A 15,695-nucleotide genomic window follows, 5' to 3' on the forward strand; every position below is an offset into this window, starting at 1 on the left:
AAAGGCTTTTCTAGGCAATTTAACAAATCTTTAGTCTAGGGTTATTTTGTTTATATTGATGATATTTTTATATCCTTAGTCAGCGCAGGTGGACTTCCTGGAGGGAAGCCGCTACGCATCATCTTTGTAATACCAAGAAAGAAAAATCATGGCGACAGATGGACAGAGAAAACCCAGATACACCAAGCGGTGTCCAATCTAAAATCCAAAATCCAAAATGGTATAAGCTGTCGCGCTTTGAAGAAAGCACATCAAGGGCGGGCTTTTCGTCCCAACCCACAAGAATCACATTAAATGATGGTATTTAAGTAATCGGATTTTCAGCTTATAACTAAAACTTCTAGTTGTTAGGGTTATGAGTAATTCAAATTCCATGACTTTTACCAATTACCCAATTACGCCGGAAAAACCGTGCTAAAGCAGGTTCTTCTAATGATAAATAAATCGGGCGTCCGTGGGGACAGGTGCGGGGGTTGCGGGTGCGTTGCCAATCATCTAATAGCTTTTGCATTTCAGGCAGTTGCATCGGTGTACCATTGCGAATAGCACTGCGACAAGCAACAGCAACTTGGGCTGTTTGTAAGTCTCCGCCCCAACTAAGTTCTAAAATTGCTTCAGCAGAATCTTCACGCTGCTGCAACATTCCAGGTAAGTTGCGAATTGCCCAAAGTTGTTCGCCAAAGGGTTCAATATCTAAACCGATGCGTTGCAGTTGAGAAACTTGTCCTGGGGATAATTGATAAAGAATGATTGGCGGTTCAACGGGGACGAGTTGCCAATTATCACACAATTGCTCATATAAAACTCGCTCATGGGCAATGTGCTGTTCTACTAACCAGATGCCTCCAGAATGTTCTGCCACAATATAGGTGTTGCTAACTTGAGCGACAGCTTTTAAATAGTACTGAGTATCGCAATTTGCATTTTTAGAATTCAGGTTGTAACTGCCTTTTTCTTCTGCGGCTTTGAGTAATTTACTAACCCGTGTTGTGTGGACTGATTCTTTGATATTGGATTCAGAGATGCGGAGGGCTTGGTTAATGGCTTGGGTGATTTGCTCTTGCCAATAACTGATTTCGTTGAGATAAATTTCTGTTTTTGCGGGGTTGCGGTTCCAGTTGATTTGGTCGGGAGAGATGGCAAGATGTAAAAAACAAACTGGATAGCGATCGCGTGGTAATGTTCTATGAAAGGCTGAAAGAATCGTTTGCTCTAGTTCTGGCGACTTTACCATCCTGCCGTTAATCGCTACCCGTACCCAATCTGGACGGTGGCGATGGCACCTATCTGGTAAACCAATTACTAACATGAGTGCTGAGTTTTGTCTCTGGGGTAATTCTAATTTCACCTCTTGTAAGTCAGCCTGACGCACTTGTGGTAAAAGTTGCGGTAGCAGTTGCCCAACTGTGGCAGCGGGACAAATGGTAAACCATTCCCGGTCATTTTGCCAAATTTGGTAGGTAACATGGGGATGACAAAGGGCGATTTGCTGAATTATCCCTTGTACGGCTTTCATTTGCTGCGCTGTGGGGGGTAAACCCTGACGCCGTGCTGGGCAATTAGCAAATAAGTTAGCGACTGTGATGACTGTACCGGGAGCAATGGCGGTTGCTTCTACTTGTACTACTTCCCCTCCATTGCCATAGACAACCTGCCAGCCAGCCTTTTCACCCCCTTGACGGCTGAAAATTTCTAAATCTGCCAGAGTCGTCAAACTGTGCAACGCCTCACCGCGAAACCCCAAACTGGTAATTTTCCACAAATCTGCACTAGAGTGAATTTTACTGGTACTGTGGGCTGCTGCTGCTTGTTGCAAATCATCGAGGTTCATTCCGCAACCGTTATCTGCTACACGGACTCGCCATAGCTGGGGCCAGATGGAAACCACAATGCGCGTTGCACCAGCATCTAGGGAATTTTCTACCAATTCCCGCACCACAGAAGCTAAAGAGTCGATTACCTCTCCAGCTGTAATGAGATATACGACTTCTGTTGGTAAAGCTTGAATAGTAGATGCCATAAATTCTAGTGTAGGCCAGTAGCCAACCACTGAATAGGATAAGCAATTTTATTTATCCGGCAATAGAAATTTTGATTAATTGTAAAGAAAGCCCAATTATCAGGGGATCTTTGATAGATTGCTTGTGAGGTTATCAGCGAGCAAAGCTTATGAGTACTAGTTTATTAGCTGATGTTCATGATCTAAAGTCTCGTCTGGAATGGGGTCAACCAGCTTTTACGATTATAGATGTGCGCGATCGCCACGTCTACAATCACAGTCACATCACTGGTGCCATCCCTATCCCCTTAGATGACTTAGTATCACGGGCAAAGTCTGCCCTGCATAAAGAACGCCACATCTACGTTTATGGCGAACATGATGCACATACAGCCCATGCAGCCCAAGTATTGCGAACCGCTGGGTTTACTGATGTATCGGAAATTAAAGGTGGTCTTAACGCCTGGACAACAGTTGGTGGTGCCACAGAAGGTGTTGGTGCTTGAACTTGTTGATTAATTCGATTAATATTTTTTAATTTTTTGTACTGCACATTGTGCAGTACATTCTTTATCTCCAAAAATTAGCAAAATTCCCAGACTTCAAGATTTAAAATTATTCTCTCATCGCTAAAGTTTTAGGAGGTTCTGGTTGTAGCAAACCGTTCAGCAAAGACGCGGGACGTTGCTTGTAGGGCCAAGCAAATGCATGGCGGAAAGCTGCATCCTGACAAGCCTGTAGCTGTTCAAAATTAATAATGTCGTAAGTTAAGAGATTTTCGTACTCAAAGGGCAAACGCATATTATGCAACCCAGCGTTATCAGTACAAATGGCGATATCTACTCCTGCCTCAAAACAACTGTCAAAAACTAACTTGAGTTGACGAATATCCTGCAAAGTCCCGGTTTTTAGGTAGGTTGTGGGGCAAACTTCCAAACATTGTCCCCGTTTAGCTACATCTTTAAGTAACTCTGGATATAGCAGGGGGATTTGGATACCGTGACCAATCCGCATTAGATAGGGTAAGAGTTCTGGATAACAACCAGCCTTGGTTTCGTAAAGGTGTCCGGTGGTGTTAACGCCCAAAGAGCGGGCATATTCATAGAGGCTAACCCATTCTTGGAGGCGATCGCTATAATAGCTATCTCCCCCAGCCACGTCTACAGCACAGACATATTTTCTATTTTGCGCTGCCAAATCAACAATCGCCCTATTTACCTGATATGGTAGGCGCGTGTGCATACAGAGAATTTGGCTAGTAACAATTGGATATTCTGGCAAGTGGCTAGCTTTTCCCACAACCTCAACAATTTCTGCCATCTTGTCAATTCTCTCAGCTTGACTCAGATGTTCAGGTGTCCGTAAATATGGTGTGTAGCGCAGTTCCAGATAAGCCAAATTTTCAAAAATATAAGCACCACGCAACAAGCGGTAGATAAAGTACGGCAAAGTCTCTACAGTTTGCACACTTTCCACTAGAGTGTGTAATTCCAGATACTCATCTAGGGTGTTGCGGGGGCGGGTGTAAAATTCTTCAAATTCTGGATATTCAGCAAAGCGAGAAATTAATTCAGCAGAATGTCGCTCAAAATATCGCCACAAAACTCTGGGCACAACCGAACCGCCTAGATGCCTATGTAATTCAGCGTATAAAGCCATAGTGGTTTTTTTAGATAAAAATTTTAATAATATTAACAAATACACAGATAAAAACAATCTATACATAAAGATATATTCTGAAAAACTCTGCCAGTTTAATCATTGGGGATTTTGAGTCCAGCCAATACACCTTGAAACAAAGGTATTAAATTATACATTATTTTTACTAAATTCAAGTTTTTATCCCATTTACAAAATCATTAAATTTGAGGTATTTGGATGATTTCCTGCCTATAACTGCCTAATCCCCAAGTCCTTGGGAAAAACCTGTCCAAAACTGGCGGTTCCAACGCTAGAGGGCAGCTTTTACAATCTCGTTTTCAGACAATATCTAGGGTGATGCCGCGCTGCGCAGCGAGTTTACCCATCTAACAACTAGATTTTGGATAACTTTAATGAAACCCCTGTCTCAGTCAATCTCAGAGGGAGGTTGAAAGAAAGATTTGCATTTAGGTTGACAGAAGTTACAAAGTCTGTAGATAATGACTATTTGTGGAAACTTTACCTCTTAATATAAACTCTTGGCTAACGTCATTGTCATAGGTGCCCAGTGGGGCGATGAAGGGAAAGGTAAAATAACTGACTTACTCAGCCGCTCCGCAGATGTCGTGGTACGTTACCAAGGGGGTGTGAATGCTGGACATACAATAGTAGTCAAGGGTCAGACCTTTAAGCTGCACTTAATCCCCTCTGGTATTTTGTACCCAGATACCGAGTGTATTATCGGCTGTGGGACAGTCATCGATCCACAGATTTTGATAGAAGAACTCGACCAACTAAAAAAATTAAATATATCCACTGATAAACTGCTGATTTCAGAAACGGCTCACGTGACGATGCCTTACCATCGGTTGATTGACAAGGCATCAGAAGAGCGCCGGGGCAGTCATAAAATTGGCACAACTGGTAGAGGCATTGGCCCGACCTATGCTGATAAATCTGAACGTACAGGCATCAGGGTTTTAGACTTAATGGATCCCGATGGACTAAGGGAGCAGTTGGAGTGGACGATTAATTATAAAAACGTCATTTTAGAGAAGCTCTACAACTTGCCGCCCCTAGATACCGAAGAGGTGATTGACCAGTATCTGGGATATGCAGAACGCTTGCGACCTTACGTTATCGATACTTCGCTGAAAATATACTCTGCGATTCAACTGCGGCGCAATATTTTATTTGAAGGCGCACAAGGTACACTCCTCGATCTAGACCACGGGACTTATCCCTATGTCACCTCCTCTAACCCCGTAGCAGGGGGGGCTTGCGTTGGGACTGGGCTAGGGCCGACAATGATTGACCGGGTGATTGGGGTGTCGAAAGCCTACACTACGCGAGTAGGAGAAGGGCCATTTCCGACTGAACTGGACGGAGAAGTGGGAGAATTGTTGTGCGATCGCGGAGCGGAATTTGGCACAACTACCGGACGTAAGCGCCGTTGCGGCTGGTTTGATGCGGTCATTGGTCGCTATGCCGTCCGGATTAACGGCATGGACTGTATCGCCATTACAAAACTAGATGTTCTCGACGAATTAGAGGAAATCAAAGTTTGTGTCGCTTATGAAATAGATGGTGAACGCTGCGATCACTTTCCCACCAGTGCGCGTCAGTTTGCCCGGTGTCGCCCCATCTACAAAACCCTACCAGGATGGCAGGTTTCTACAAGCGAATGCCGCGCCCTGGAAGACTTGCCACAGCAAGCCCTGGACTATCTCAAATTTTTAGCAGAATTGATGGCAGTCCCGATTGCGATCGTCTCCTTAGGAGCTAGCCGCGATCAAACCATAATTGTAGAAGACCCCATCCACGGCCCCAAACGTGCTTTGTTGCAGCCCGACGGTACACCCGTTTCCTTGCTGAGTGCATAACTGATGTAGGGGCACAGCAGTGCTGTGCCCCTACCAATTGACAACTGACAACTAACAACTAAACAACTTGTATGGCTCTTACAGTCGAATCTCAAAAGCGCCCCGAAGGTAGCAAGCCGAGAGCTTTGCGCCGTTCTGGGCTAATACCTGCCAATTTGTACGGTCACAGCGGTACTGAATCAATTCATCTAGTACTTGATGCCAAAACCGTTGAGCGTCTGATGAAAACAGCTACTGTTAACAAGACAGAGATTGATCTCAACATTCCTGAGCTTGAGTGGCGCGGTAAAACTGTAATCCGGGAACTTCAAATACATCCGGCAAAGGGTACGCCCTACCACGTCAGTTTCTTTGTCTTTCCCAAAGATTAATATCAGGGGGAATTTGTCTTTACTGCTACTTGAAATTTGTGATAATTGCTGATAACACCAGGGTATAAACCCTGGTTTTTTTGTTAAGCTATCAGCGTCAATATGTCATCTACATTTGATACGCCGATTATTCGCAGTTAAAAATCCAAAATCTTGTAACCAGTATGACAGACGGCACTCTTCCAGCTTTAATTCAGCAAATGTTGCAGTCGGGGTTTTATCCCCATGCAGTACAAGAACCAATTCAACTGATTCAAACCCATATCTCTTTTGTGCTACTGACTGGTGATTATGCCTATAAACTGAAAAAGCCTGTAAATTTCGGTTTTTTGGACTTCTCTACCCTAGAGAAGCGGCAGCACTTTTGCCAGGAAGAGTTGCGGTTAAATCAGCGGGGAGCCGGCGAACTTTATTTGGAAGTTTTGAGAGTGACTTTGGTGGGGGAGGAATATCATCTGGGGGGAACGGAGGAGCCAGTAGAGTATGTGCTGAAAATGCGCCAATTTCCCCAGGAAGCGCTGTTTAGTTCAATGTTTGACGGGGGTAAGTTAAATGAGACCCAGCTGGAGGAGTTGGGACGGGTGGTGGCTCAGTACCATGGTCAGGCTGAGACTAATGACTATATTCGCGGTTTTGGTGAAGTACGGCGAGTGCGGGCGGCGTTTGATGAGAATTACGAACAGACTGAAAAGTATATAGGTGGCCCCCAGACTCAGGCACAGTTTACCCAAACAAAGCAATATACAGATAACTTTTTTGCCCAACGTCCAGAATTATTTGCCAGCAGAATTCAAAATAACTACATTCGCGAATGTCATGGGGACTTACACCTAAGAAATATTGCTCTATGGCATGACAAAATTCTACTGTTTGATTGCATCGAGTTTAATGAGCCGTTTCGCTTTGTCGATGTGATGTACGATGTAGCGTTTACGGTGATGGATTTGGAAGCGCGAGGGCGCAAAGACTTGGGCAATGGGTTTTTGAATGCATATCTGGAGCAAACTGGAGATTGGGAAGGTTTACAGGTGCTGCCTTTGTATTTGAGCCGTCAAGCTTATGTCCGGGCTAAGGTGACTTCTTTTTTGTTGGATGATCCTGGTGTGCCTGCGGCGGTTAAACAGGAGGCGGCAAATACAGCGGCTGGATATTATCAGCAGGCTTGGGAGTACACTAAATCCCAGCAAGGGCAACTGATTTTAATGTCTGGGTTATCGGGTTCTGGGAAGAGTACGACAGCAAAATACTTAGCCCGGCAACTAGGAGCAATTCACCTCCGATCTGATGCGGTGCGGAAACATTTGGGGGGAATTCCCCTTTGGCAACGGGGTGGCGATGATTTATATACACCCGAAATGACATATAAGACTTATACAAGGTTGTTGAATTTGGGAATTATACTGGCAAACCTTGGGTGGAAAGTGATTTTAGATGCCAAATATGACCGCCAGCATTTGCGGCAAGATGCGATCGCTCAAGGGTTGCAACACCAACTACCCCTACAGATTATCCATTGCACGGCACCGCTAGAAGTTTTACAAGAGCGTCTTGTCAACCGTACTGGTGATATTGCTGATGCTACTGCTGATTTATTGGTGTCACAACTAAAGCAGACTGAACCTTTCACAGATCAAGAACAACCCTACATTACAATTTTGGATACAACTCAACCACAACAGCCACAATTAAACAAACTAATTCGCCAATAGCTTTTTTTATTTGATACCAAATGGGGATAGAAACTAGGTGAAATAGCCTAAACATCAATATTCCCAATCCAAAATCCTTGCATCCAAAATCTAAAATTGGTATATGGCACCAAAAAATAATCTCTTAGGGGATCTTCTCTCCTCTTCGCCAAACTTCTTTTCTCAACTGCTATTTGGGTTGCTGCTAATCATCATCTCGTCGATGGCAGGGGCTTCACCATCCCTGAGTCTTTTTTTGGGCATCATGGGTGGTTTCGCCTTAGGGTGGTTCACCACGGCAACGGAAAATAGCCCTCAACCGCCAACTATAGGCTCCTCTGATGGCATTGATGCGGGGCTGAAATACTGGTTAATTTTCATCGTCGGCTTTGTATTTTTGGGTTATCCCACAGAAATGAGTATCTTGTTGGGGGGGATAGCTGGTTTGGGTGGAGGCTGGATGATTGCTTGGTGGAAAAGCAAGGAAGAAACTAGAACTCAGCTACCAGTTGAGACTTTAGAAGAAACGGAAAGCCAACAGCAAAATGAGAGGACTACTAGACAATCAAAAAGAAGATCCACCCGTCGTTACCGTCGGACTTCTGGTTTTAATTTCCGGTTTTGGGAAAGGTAATATTGGGGGGTTGGGAAAAAGGGAAAAACTATTACCCATTACCCATTACCCATTACCCTTGACTCAGGATGTTTTTATATCTCTCTAAATTACTGCCACTGTTTTTTTATCCCTTGGGGCTAGCGAGTATAAGTTTGGTGGTGGCCTTGGTAACTTTGTGGAAACGGCCGCGTATTGCGGGGGTAGCGATCGCCTTTGCACTGACTTTATTACTTTCTTGTAGTAATGCTTGGGTGGCTAAATCCCTAGTGCGATCGCTAGAATGGCAAAATCTCCCGCCTGCACCCATGCCGAATGCAGAAGCAATTGTGGTTTTAGGTGGTGCAACTAAGTCAGCTTTTCCCCCCAGACCAGCTGTTGATTTAAGTGAACAAGGAGATCGCGTAATTTATGCCGCTCAACTCTATCGCCAAAAAAAAGCTCCTATAATCATACTGAGTGGGGGTCGCATCAATTGGCGTGGTAGTGGTTCCCCAGAGTCAGCAGATATGGCAGATGTGCTGACTTCTCTGGGTATACCATCTGAGGCAATTGTCCAAGAGCCTAATTCCCTCAACACTTACCAAAATGCCGAAAATGTCCGCAAAATTCTGGAATCTCGTAGCATTCGCCGGGTGTTGTTGGTCACTTCGGCCATGCACATGCCGCGATCGCTGAAGATTTTCCAGCGCCAAGGTATAGATGTGATTCCTGCACCAACTGACTTTCTGGTTAGCCAGGGAGAAATGCAAGAAATCACCAGCACTCCCAAAGCCGCTATCCTCAATTTATTACCTGATACCGAAAATCTACAGCAATTTACTAGCGCTTTAAAAGAATACGTTGGTAGTTTTGTATATCGCTTGCGCGGTTGGCTTTAAATCAGTACTGAGTAGGACAGGCATCTTGCCTGTTAGCCTATAGCTTTCTTGCTAATGATTATAATTACAAATAGGGACAAAAATTAGAACTTGGCGCTTTTAAAAAGTATGTCTAAAAATTTACCGTATATTATACTATCTCCTCAACCAGAAGTTGAGGAAGCTTTTGCTACTCATCAAACAACTCGCCAGTTCTACCATGAAGTTGAGACACGTTCAGAGTTTCACCGTCACTGCGAATGGTATCGGGTTACAGCAGCACAAAATCGTCAAGACCTAGAAAAAATGCGCGGCGAATTGAATATTTTCCAGTGGTTTCGCCGCCGATGAGTTAGTTAGATAATTTCTAATTCATTTTCACGCAAATGGGCTTTAAATTTTTTACTAAACTGAACTAATAATGGTAGGTTAGCGCTGACAGGTCGATCATGCCATTGGGTGACAATAGCAACGATTTCCCCTTCTAAACCTTTGATATCAAAAGCCTGACTGCGATGCTCAGGATGATGGTAAACTACCACCGAATCTTTAACGCGGACGCGATCGCCAACTTTCATATCAACATTTACACCTAGCTTTTGTTGTTCCACAACCATCTCCCCAGCCATCCCTAACTGAATTTGCTTACTCCAAAAATAGACTGCTGGCAACAGTCCCTCTTCATCTCTGAGAGCTGTACAGATTACTATACAAACAAAGCCTGACTAGAGCAGGCTACGTTGATAATTAGTCAGCGATCTAGAAATCCGAGTGGCGATTTTTGCCTCCTCAAGGCACTTATCCACTCTCACGAGTGACTCAGAGGTGCTTTTGTCGAGGATGAGCAGGCTTACGGGCAAGAAAAAACCCGCTTGGCTCTTGCTGTGCGCTTTCACTCCAACCTGCATTTTACCACGAATCGCCCAGAGCGCTCTCCACTATAGCGGTAAGGCAGACGCTTCTAAGATGCATAATTTAGGACTTACGCAACTGGCATGGCTTTGTAGGGTGGGTCAGACTCGATAATTCCCTAACAATCAACAGATTTTCGATATCTGAAGCACCCTACAATCTTACATTGAGTGCTAATAATTGTATTCACTGTGAGTCGTTTCAATCGCGGCGCGAACACAGTGGCTGTAATATTTGGGGATGTTGCCGGCACATCTGTTGAAAAGATTGCGGTTTAAATTGCCACCAAGCAAATAATCCTAGACTTGTACCCCCCACTAGCAATACCAACAATCCACCCAGCAACACTAAAGACTTACCCAGAATTGGTTTTTTCACTGGACTGGGGGTTGCTTCTTCTTCTTCTTCTTCTTCTTCTGTGAAATCTAAATCCAGCAGTGCTTGGGAACTTTCTGCTAAGTCGGATTCTGTTACTAGTTCTATTTCTAGTTCTTCAGCTTGAATTTCTATAGAAAGTTGCGATTGAGTAACAGGTACTAAGTGTTCTGAAGAGACACGGCAAAGAGTCAGAACTACAGAGGTGTTATCATGACCGTTTTTCTCATTTGCCAAGTTAATCCAGTTACGGGCAGCATCCTCAACAGTTAGCTTCCCTGTTAGCAAAGGAACTGCGTAGTCTTGCCAAGATTGTTCCACCCAGTTCTTGTCACTTAAACCATCAGAACATAGCAGCAAAATGCCATCTTCTTCTAAAATTAATCGCTGAATGGCAAAATGCAGGGATTCGGCCTCTTTGATTCCTAATGCTTGGGTAAGGGAGTTCGCATCTGGTCTTTGAATTGCTTGGCGATACAGACTTCTATTCAAGCGCACTTCTCGCGTCGCTACATCATCATCTACGGTGAGTAGCTGGCAATAGCTGCGAGTTATCCAGTAAGCACGACTATCGCCAATATTAGCTAAGTAAAGTTCATGGGCATTTTCTGACTGCCACCCAGCGGTTGTTGGCACTCGTTGTGGTACTTGCACAGCCATCACCAGGGTTGTCGCCATGCGTTCTCTACCTTGGCGATTTTGCTCGTTATTGCAAGTCCAAATTACGTTATTTACTACTCGCAAGCTAGCTTCTATTTGTTGCGGCAACAAGTCTGGTGGAACAAGTTCAGTCTGTTCTGCTACCTCTGCTAGTAAGGCACGCATTTGTAACTTTACTGACTGCACAGCCAATTGACTGGCAACCTCGCCGCCTTCATGTCCGCCAATGCCATCGCAAACAATTGACAACCTCGACAGTAAGGGGTCATCTAGGTCACTAGAGGCGGGGTAGCAAGCGTCTTCATTGTGCATCAGTTCTGGGCCTGTATCTGTAGCCCCTGCGGCCTTCAGGGTTAAGGGCAATTCTGCTACAGATGAGAGTAATAAGCCATTGAGTTGAGTGGCGATCGCCCCTAACTCTACCTCAGCTTGGGACATCTGCTGGACTATCTGCTGTAACTCTTGGGCTACGGTTGTGTTTGCCGATGCTACCCAAGACTGCCAAGACTGTCCCAAATCTGCCAAACTAGATTTATTTGCGGCACTCGTCTGGCAAAGTTCCAACAAGCGCACACACCAACCTTGGACACGTAAGTTGTCTGGTATCAGCAAACTTTGGGCAACTCCCAATTCTGATAAAGGTTTCCAGAGTTGGATAATTTGCCATAGCCAATAAACTTGTCTGACTGCTGTTGCACGCTCCCAGGCGTCGCTGATAGTTGGGTAAATATAGCCTTGCTGATCTATGGGCGCATTTTCCAACAATAGGATATCACCTGTATTTTCAGAAGCGGAACTAACAAACCCATAAGCCTGGGGGAGGTGCAAGCGCTCTTGATATAACTTTAAGTAAGGAGTAACTTCTGGGGGTAATACTTCAGGTATTTCTGGCGGCAGTCCCGGTTGAGTATCTAGCCAAATCTGCTGTGTGATCACTTCATACCTATCAGCTATCTTAGTGCCTGGTAAGATTTTGGCGGATATTGGGCTACTAGCCCAGAGATAGCGGTAGACTAGGGGTGTTTGACAACTGGCACAAAGGTGTAGGTTTAGCCCGTCGTAGACATCGCCTATAGGATTAATCGGGTGATTACAGTCTGGATTTAGGCAATAAATTATCCGCTGAGTAGAAATCATAAAGTATAAATTAAAAGAATTAATCAACTCGTGAAGTTCGATTAAATTTAGCTGTCAAATACCTGAAGGCTAGAATAGACTGGATTGGTGTACCCCAGGCTACATCCTATTACTTTTCTAATCCTAAGAATAGCTAGTTTTGCTTTCCGTAAATAGTTAATATCTAGGTGTATCTAATGCTAGAAATGTATTTAAATAAGCTGTTACACGCTTAATTTGCCTACAGTCAGTGGCTAAAATAATAGCCAGTACTGGGTTTTCTAATTTTGAATTTTGAATTTTGAATTTTGAATTGTAGTGTCTAGGATGGCGCTATGCCAAGTTTTACTTTAATCTGGCTATTGGCAGGAGCAGTTCTGTGTTTAATGGAACTCTTCTTACCATCGGCTTTTGTTGCCTTCATGATGGGAATTAGCGCTTTAGTTGTGGCTGTGCTGTCTCAATTGGGTTTGGGCAGTTTATGGCTGCAAGTTGTGCTTTGGCTATTGCTTTCTATCTCGCTAGTTTTAGTAACAAGGCAGTTTTTGCAACCGCGACGACGTAAGTCGAAAATTCAGGATGCAGTTATGGGAGAAACCTTAACAGCAATTCCTGCTGGGCATACAGGGCGGGTGCTCTATGAGGGAAATTCTTGGCGGGCAAGATGTGATGATGACAAACTCAGCGTAGCACCCCAGCAAACAGTTTATGTGGTCAGAAGAGAAGGAACTACTTTGATTGTGATGCCAGAAAATGTGTTGCATTCTTAGTTAAGGGTGAGCCTGGGCGCAGAACAGGGGGTTTCCACGCCGTCCCCATGAGCGACTGGTGAACCCGTAAGGGTGGTTATTGAAACCTATTGATCAAAAATTAGGATATTTACAATGGAACAGTTCTTTTTGCTAGTCTTTTTGGCTTTTGGAGGTTCTGCTGTTGCGGGATCTGTGAGAGTTATTAATCAGGGTAATGAAGCTTTGGTTGAAAGATTGGGTAGCTATAATAAAAAAATGCAACCAGGGCTAAATTTTGTCATTCCTTTCTTTGATAAAGTCGTCTACCGAGAAACTATCCGGGAAAAAGTTTTAGATATTCCTCCCCAAAAGTGCATCACTCGCGACAACGTTGGTATTGAGGTAGATGCGGTGGTTTATTGGCGGATTGTGGATATGGAAAAAGCCTGGTATAAGGTAGAAAATCTCCAGTCGGCGATGGTGAATTTGGTGCTGACTCAAATTCGCTCGGAAATGGGACAACTGGAGTTGGATCAAACTTTTACTGCCCGTTCTCAAATCAATGAACTTTTGTTACAGGATTTGGACGTTTCTACTGATCCTTGGGGTGTGAAGGTGACGCGGGTAGAACTGCGCGATATTATCCCTTCTCAAGCGGTGCGGGAAGCAATGGAAATGCAAATGTCGGCGGAAAGGCGCAAACGGGCATCAATTTTAACTTCAGAAGGCGATCGCGAATCTGCTGTGAATAGTGCTAGGGGTAAAGCTGATGCCCAACTTCTGGATGCCGAAGCTAGGCAAAAATCAGTAATTTTGCAGGCTGAAGCTGAACAAAAGGCGATCGTTCTCAAAGCACAGGCCGAACGCCAGCAGCAGGTTCTCAGGGCACAAGCTATTGCTGAGTCAGCAGAAATTATTGCCCAAAAAATCAAAACTAACCCCGATACCCACAAAGCCATAGAAGTTCTGTTTGCTTTGGGCTATCTGGATATGGGGGCAACCATTGGTAAAAGTGATAGCAGCAAGGTCATTTTTATAGACCCCCGCACTATTCCCGCTGCCTTAGAGGGTATACGTTCGGTTGTCTCAGATTATCAAGCTGATTCTCACTCTCTGTTCAATGGCGAAATTCCTGGACAAAACAACCGCGCTAGTTGAGAAATGGGCAGCAGACAGCTGAACTAATGACTAACTTCAGCTGCTTGATTTACCTGACATTGGTTACACAAGCCAAAAAACTCTAGGGTGTGATAAAAAACTTTAAATTTGTGGGTGTGCTGCAACTGTTCTTCTAGATCATGGACGGGGCATTGATTAATGGGGATTGAGACACCACATTGCAGGCAAGTTAGGTGGTGTTTATCTTGCTGCACTAGGCTATAGAGGGCTTCACCGTTAGCTAAAGTTCGTACTTGCACCAGACCTTCTAGTTTTAAGGACTCCAGTGAGCGGTAAACTGTTGCTAAACCTATACCTTGATTACGGTTACGCAATTCTACGTAGATATCTTGGGCGGAAATGCCTTGCTTGATGGTTTTCAGCAGGTTTAAAATACGCTCTTGACTGCGGGTGCGGATGGCTCTCATAGACAATGGTGTAAATTTGCCTCTGTATCTGTAGTTGAAGCTGTTATACTAGTTAATTGATAAACTAACTGTAACTGCTCTGCTATGTTATTTTCACTCAGTTGGAGCAGAAAGTTATAGTATAGCGATCGCAGCATTCAGCAAAAGCCTGTGCAAAGGAAGTATCTAGCTAAAATTTTCGTGACGCTTCGTCCTTCAGTCTTAGACCCTGCTGGTGTGGCTGTACAATCTGGCCTCAAGCAACTGGGATACGACAACGTTGAACAAGTGCGGATCGGTAAGTACATTGAAGTCACTATCATCTCACCTGATGAGCCGAAAGCGCGTCAAAACCTCGATCGCATCTGTGACCAAATGTTAGCAAATCCGGTAATTGAAAATTATCGCTTTGAGTTGATTGAGGTGGAATCACAGACGGGAGTCATTTGATCTGGGGAGATAGGGAGACTACAAATTCCCTATTTCCCCTAATGACCAATGACTAATGACCAATGACCAATGACTAATGACTAAAATATGAAATTTGGGGTTTTGGTTTTTCCGGGTTCTAATTGCGATCGCGATGTGGCTTATGTCACCAGAGACTTGCTAGGACAACCAACTCGCATGGTTTGGCATCAAGAAACGGATATTGCCGATTTGGATGTGGTAATCGTGCCTGGTGGTTTTAGTTATGGCGATTATCTGCGCTGTGGTGCGATCGCGCGGTTGTCACCTGTAATGCAGCAGGTTGTGGAACACGCCCAAAAGGGTAAGTTTGTCCTCGGTATTTGCAATGGATTTCAGGTATTAACTGAAGCTGGTTTATTACCTGGGGTATTGACCAGAAATCAGGATTTGCATTTTATTTGCGATCGCGTCCCCCTGAAAGTTGAGCGTAACAATCTTTCTTGGACGCAAGCTTATGCAGAGGGAGAGGTTATCACCTTACCCATTGCACACGGGGAGGGGCGATTTTACGCTGATAAGGCAACTTTATCAGAAATTGAAGATAACGGACAAGTATTGTTCCGCTATCAAGGGGAGAACCCCAACGGTTCGCTGAATAATATTGCCGGGATTTGCGATCGTCGAGGTAACGTCTTAGGGATGATGCCGCACCCAGAAAGGGCTTCAGACGCTGCTCTAGGGGGTAGTGATGGGTTAAGGTTGTTTCAGGGCTTATTAGAGAAAGTAGCAGCATTAGTTTAGGCAAGACATTCCCACCTCTCAATATTGAACCAAGCTAGGGACATAGCAATGCTGTGCCCCTAATTTTTT

Annotated in this window: 16 protein-coding genes; 11 read left to right on the top strand and 5 right to left on the bottom strand. The window is 44.4% G+C overall.

The features are described from left to right. Positions 1–364: 364 nt before the first annotated feature. Positions 365–2,020 (bottom strand): DNA mismatch repair endonuclease MutL, encoded by a 1,656-nt coding sequence (mutL, locus tag H6G32_RS00780; RefSeq protein ID WP_190453360.1) that lies wholly within the window; start codon positions 2,018–2,020, stop codon positions 365–367. Between the two features lie 149 nt (positions 2,021–2,169). On the opposite strand from mutL, the gene H6G32_RS00785 reads away from it, so the two are divergent. After that, on the top strand, positions 2,170–2,505 hold the full coding sequence (locus H6G32_RS00785) for a rhodanese-like domain-containing protein (RefSeq protein WP_190453363.1): 336 nt from the start codon (positions 2,170–2,172) through the stop codon (positions 2,503–2,505). A gap of 109 nt (positions 2,506–2,614) precedes the next feature. On the opposite strand, the gene H6G32_RS00790 is transcribed toward H6G32_RS00785, so the two are convergent. Next, a complete protein-coding gene (locus H6G32_RS00790; RefSeq protein ID WP_190453366.1) occupies positions 2,615–3,658 on the bottom strand; it encodes an adenosine deaminase in 1,044 nt (347 codons plus the stop codon). Between the two features lie 521 nt (positions 3,659–4,179). Here H6G32_RS00790 and H6G32_RS00795 point away from each other — a divergent pair. The 6 genes from H6G32_RS00795 (at position 4,180) to H6G32_RS00820 (ending at position 9,406) form a co-directional block, all read left to right on the top strand. Continuing rightward, complete coding sequence (locus H6G32_RS00795; protein ID WP_190453368.1) at positions 4,180–5,523, top strand: adenylosuccinate synthase; 1,344 nt, start codon at positions 4,180–4,182, stop codon at positions 5,521–5,523. A 71-nt stretch (positions 5,524–5,594) separates the two neighbouring features. Continuing rightward, positions 5,595–5,894, top strand: coding sequence for a 50S ribosomal protein L25 (rplY, locus tag H6G32_RS00800; RefSeq protein ID WP_190453371.1), 300 nt, complete (start codon positions 5,595–5,597; stop codon positions 5,892–5,894). A 164-nt stretch (positions 5,895–6,058) separates the two neighbouring features. Then, entirely contained in the window at positions 6,059–7,603 is a 1,545-nt protein-coding gene (locus H6G32_RS00805) for a bifunctional aminoglycoside phosphotransferase/ATP-binding protein (RefSeq protein WP_190453375.1), read from the top strand. Positions 7,604–7,706: 103 nt separating this feature from the next. Beyond that, entirely contained in the window at positions 7,707–8,216 is a 510-nt protein-coding gene (locus H6G32_RS00810; protein ID WP_190453378.1) for a hypothetical protein, read from the top strand. A 68-nt stretch (positions 8,217–8,284) separates the two neighbouring features. Continuing rightward, positions 8,285–9,076 (top strand): YdcF family protein, encoded by a 792-nt coding sequence (locus H6G32_RS00815; protein ID WP_190453380.1) that lies wholly within the window; start codon positions 8,285–8,287, stop codon positions 9,074–9,076. A 108-nt stretch (positions 9,077–9,184) separates the two neighbouring features. Then, complete coding sequence (locus tag H6G32_RS00820; RefSeq protein ID WP_190453382.1) at positions 9,185–9,406, top strand: hypothetical protein; 222 nt, start codon at positions 9,185–9,187, stop codon at positions 9,404–9,406. A 5-nt stretch (positions 9,407–9,411) separates the two neighbouring features. Here H6G32_RS00820 and H6G32_RS00825 read toward each other — a convergent pair whose 3' ends face one another. Both H6G32_RS00825 and H6G32_RS00830 read right to left on the bottom strand, forming a co-directional pair. Beyond that, positions 9,412–9,684, bottom strand: coding sequence for a ferredoxin-thioredoxin reductase variable chain (locus tag H6G32_RS00825; protein ID WP_190453498.1), 273 nt, complete (start codon positions 9,682–9,684; stop codon positions 9,412–9,414). 484 nt (positions 9,685–10,168) lie between these two features. Then, on the bottom strand, positions 10,169–12,139 hold the full coding sequence (locus tag H6G32_RS00830; RefSeq protein WP_190453385.1) for a protein phosphatase 2C domain-containing protein: 1,971 nt from the start codon (positions 12,137–12,139) through the stop codon (positions 10,169–10,171). Positions 12,140–12,453: 314 nt separating this feature from the next. Here H6G32_RS00830 and H6G32_RS00835 point away from each other — a divergent pair, with 314 nt between their 5' ends. Together H6G32_RS00835 and H6G32_RS00840 are read left to right on the top strand one after the other, a co-directional pair. Further along, complete coding sequence (locus H6G32_RS00835) at positions 12,454–12,888, top strand: NfeD family protein (protein ID WP_190453388.1); 435 nt, start codon at positions 12,454–12,456, stop codon at positions 12,886–12,888. A 114-nt stretch (positions 12,889–13,002) separates the two neighbouring features. Next, a complete protein-coding gene (locus H6G32_RS00840; RefSeq protein WP_190453391.1) occupies positions 13,003–14,007 on the top strand; it encodes an SPFH domain-containing protein in 1,005 nt (334 codons plus the stop codon). 23 nt (positions 14,008–14,030) lie between these two features. Here the strand turns inward: H6G32_RS00840 and H6G32_RS00845 are convergent, their stop codons facing one another. Next, the gene (locus H6G32_RS00845) at positions 14,031–14,435 is read right to left on the bottom strand and encodes a Fur family transcriptional regulator (protein ID WP_190453394.1); all 405 of its coding nucleotides are present in this window, start codon (positions 14,433–14,435) and stop codon (positions 14,031–14,033) included. A 150-nt stretch (positions 14,436–14,585) separates the two neighbouring features. On the opposite strand from H6G32_RS00845, the gene purS reads away from it, so the two are divergent. Together purS and purQ are read left to right on the top strand one after the other, a co-directional pair. Next, positions 14,586–14,864 carry a phosphoribosylformylglycinamidine synthase subunit PurS gene (gene purS / locus H6G32_RS00850; protein ID WP_190453397.1) on the top strand — a complete coding sequence of 93 codons (279 nt, stop codon included), beginning with the start codon at positions 14,586–14,588 and terminating at the stop codon, positions 14,862–14,864. Positions 14,865–14,951: 87 nt separating this feature from the next. Further along, the gene (purQ, locus tag H6G32_RS00855) at positions 14,952–15,626 is read left to right on the top strand and encodes a phosphoribosylformylglycinamidine synthase subunit PurQ (protein WP_190453400.1); all 675 of its coding nucleotides are present in this window, start codon (positions 14,952–14,954) and stop codon (positions 15,624–15,626) included. Positions 15,627–15,695 lie beyond the last annotated feature (69 nt).

It is taken from the genome of Cylindrospermum sp. FACHB-282 (genome assembly GCF_014697195.1).
Lineage (GTDB): Bacteria > Cyanobacteriota > Cyanobacteriia > Cyanobacteriales > Nostocaceae > Cylindrospermum.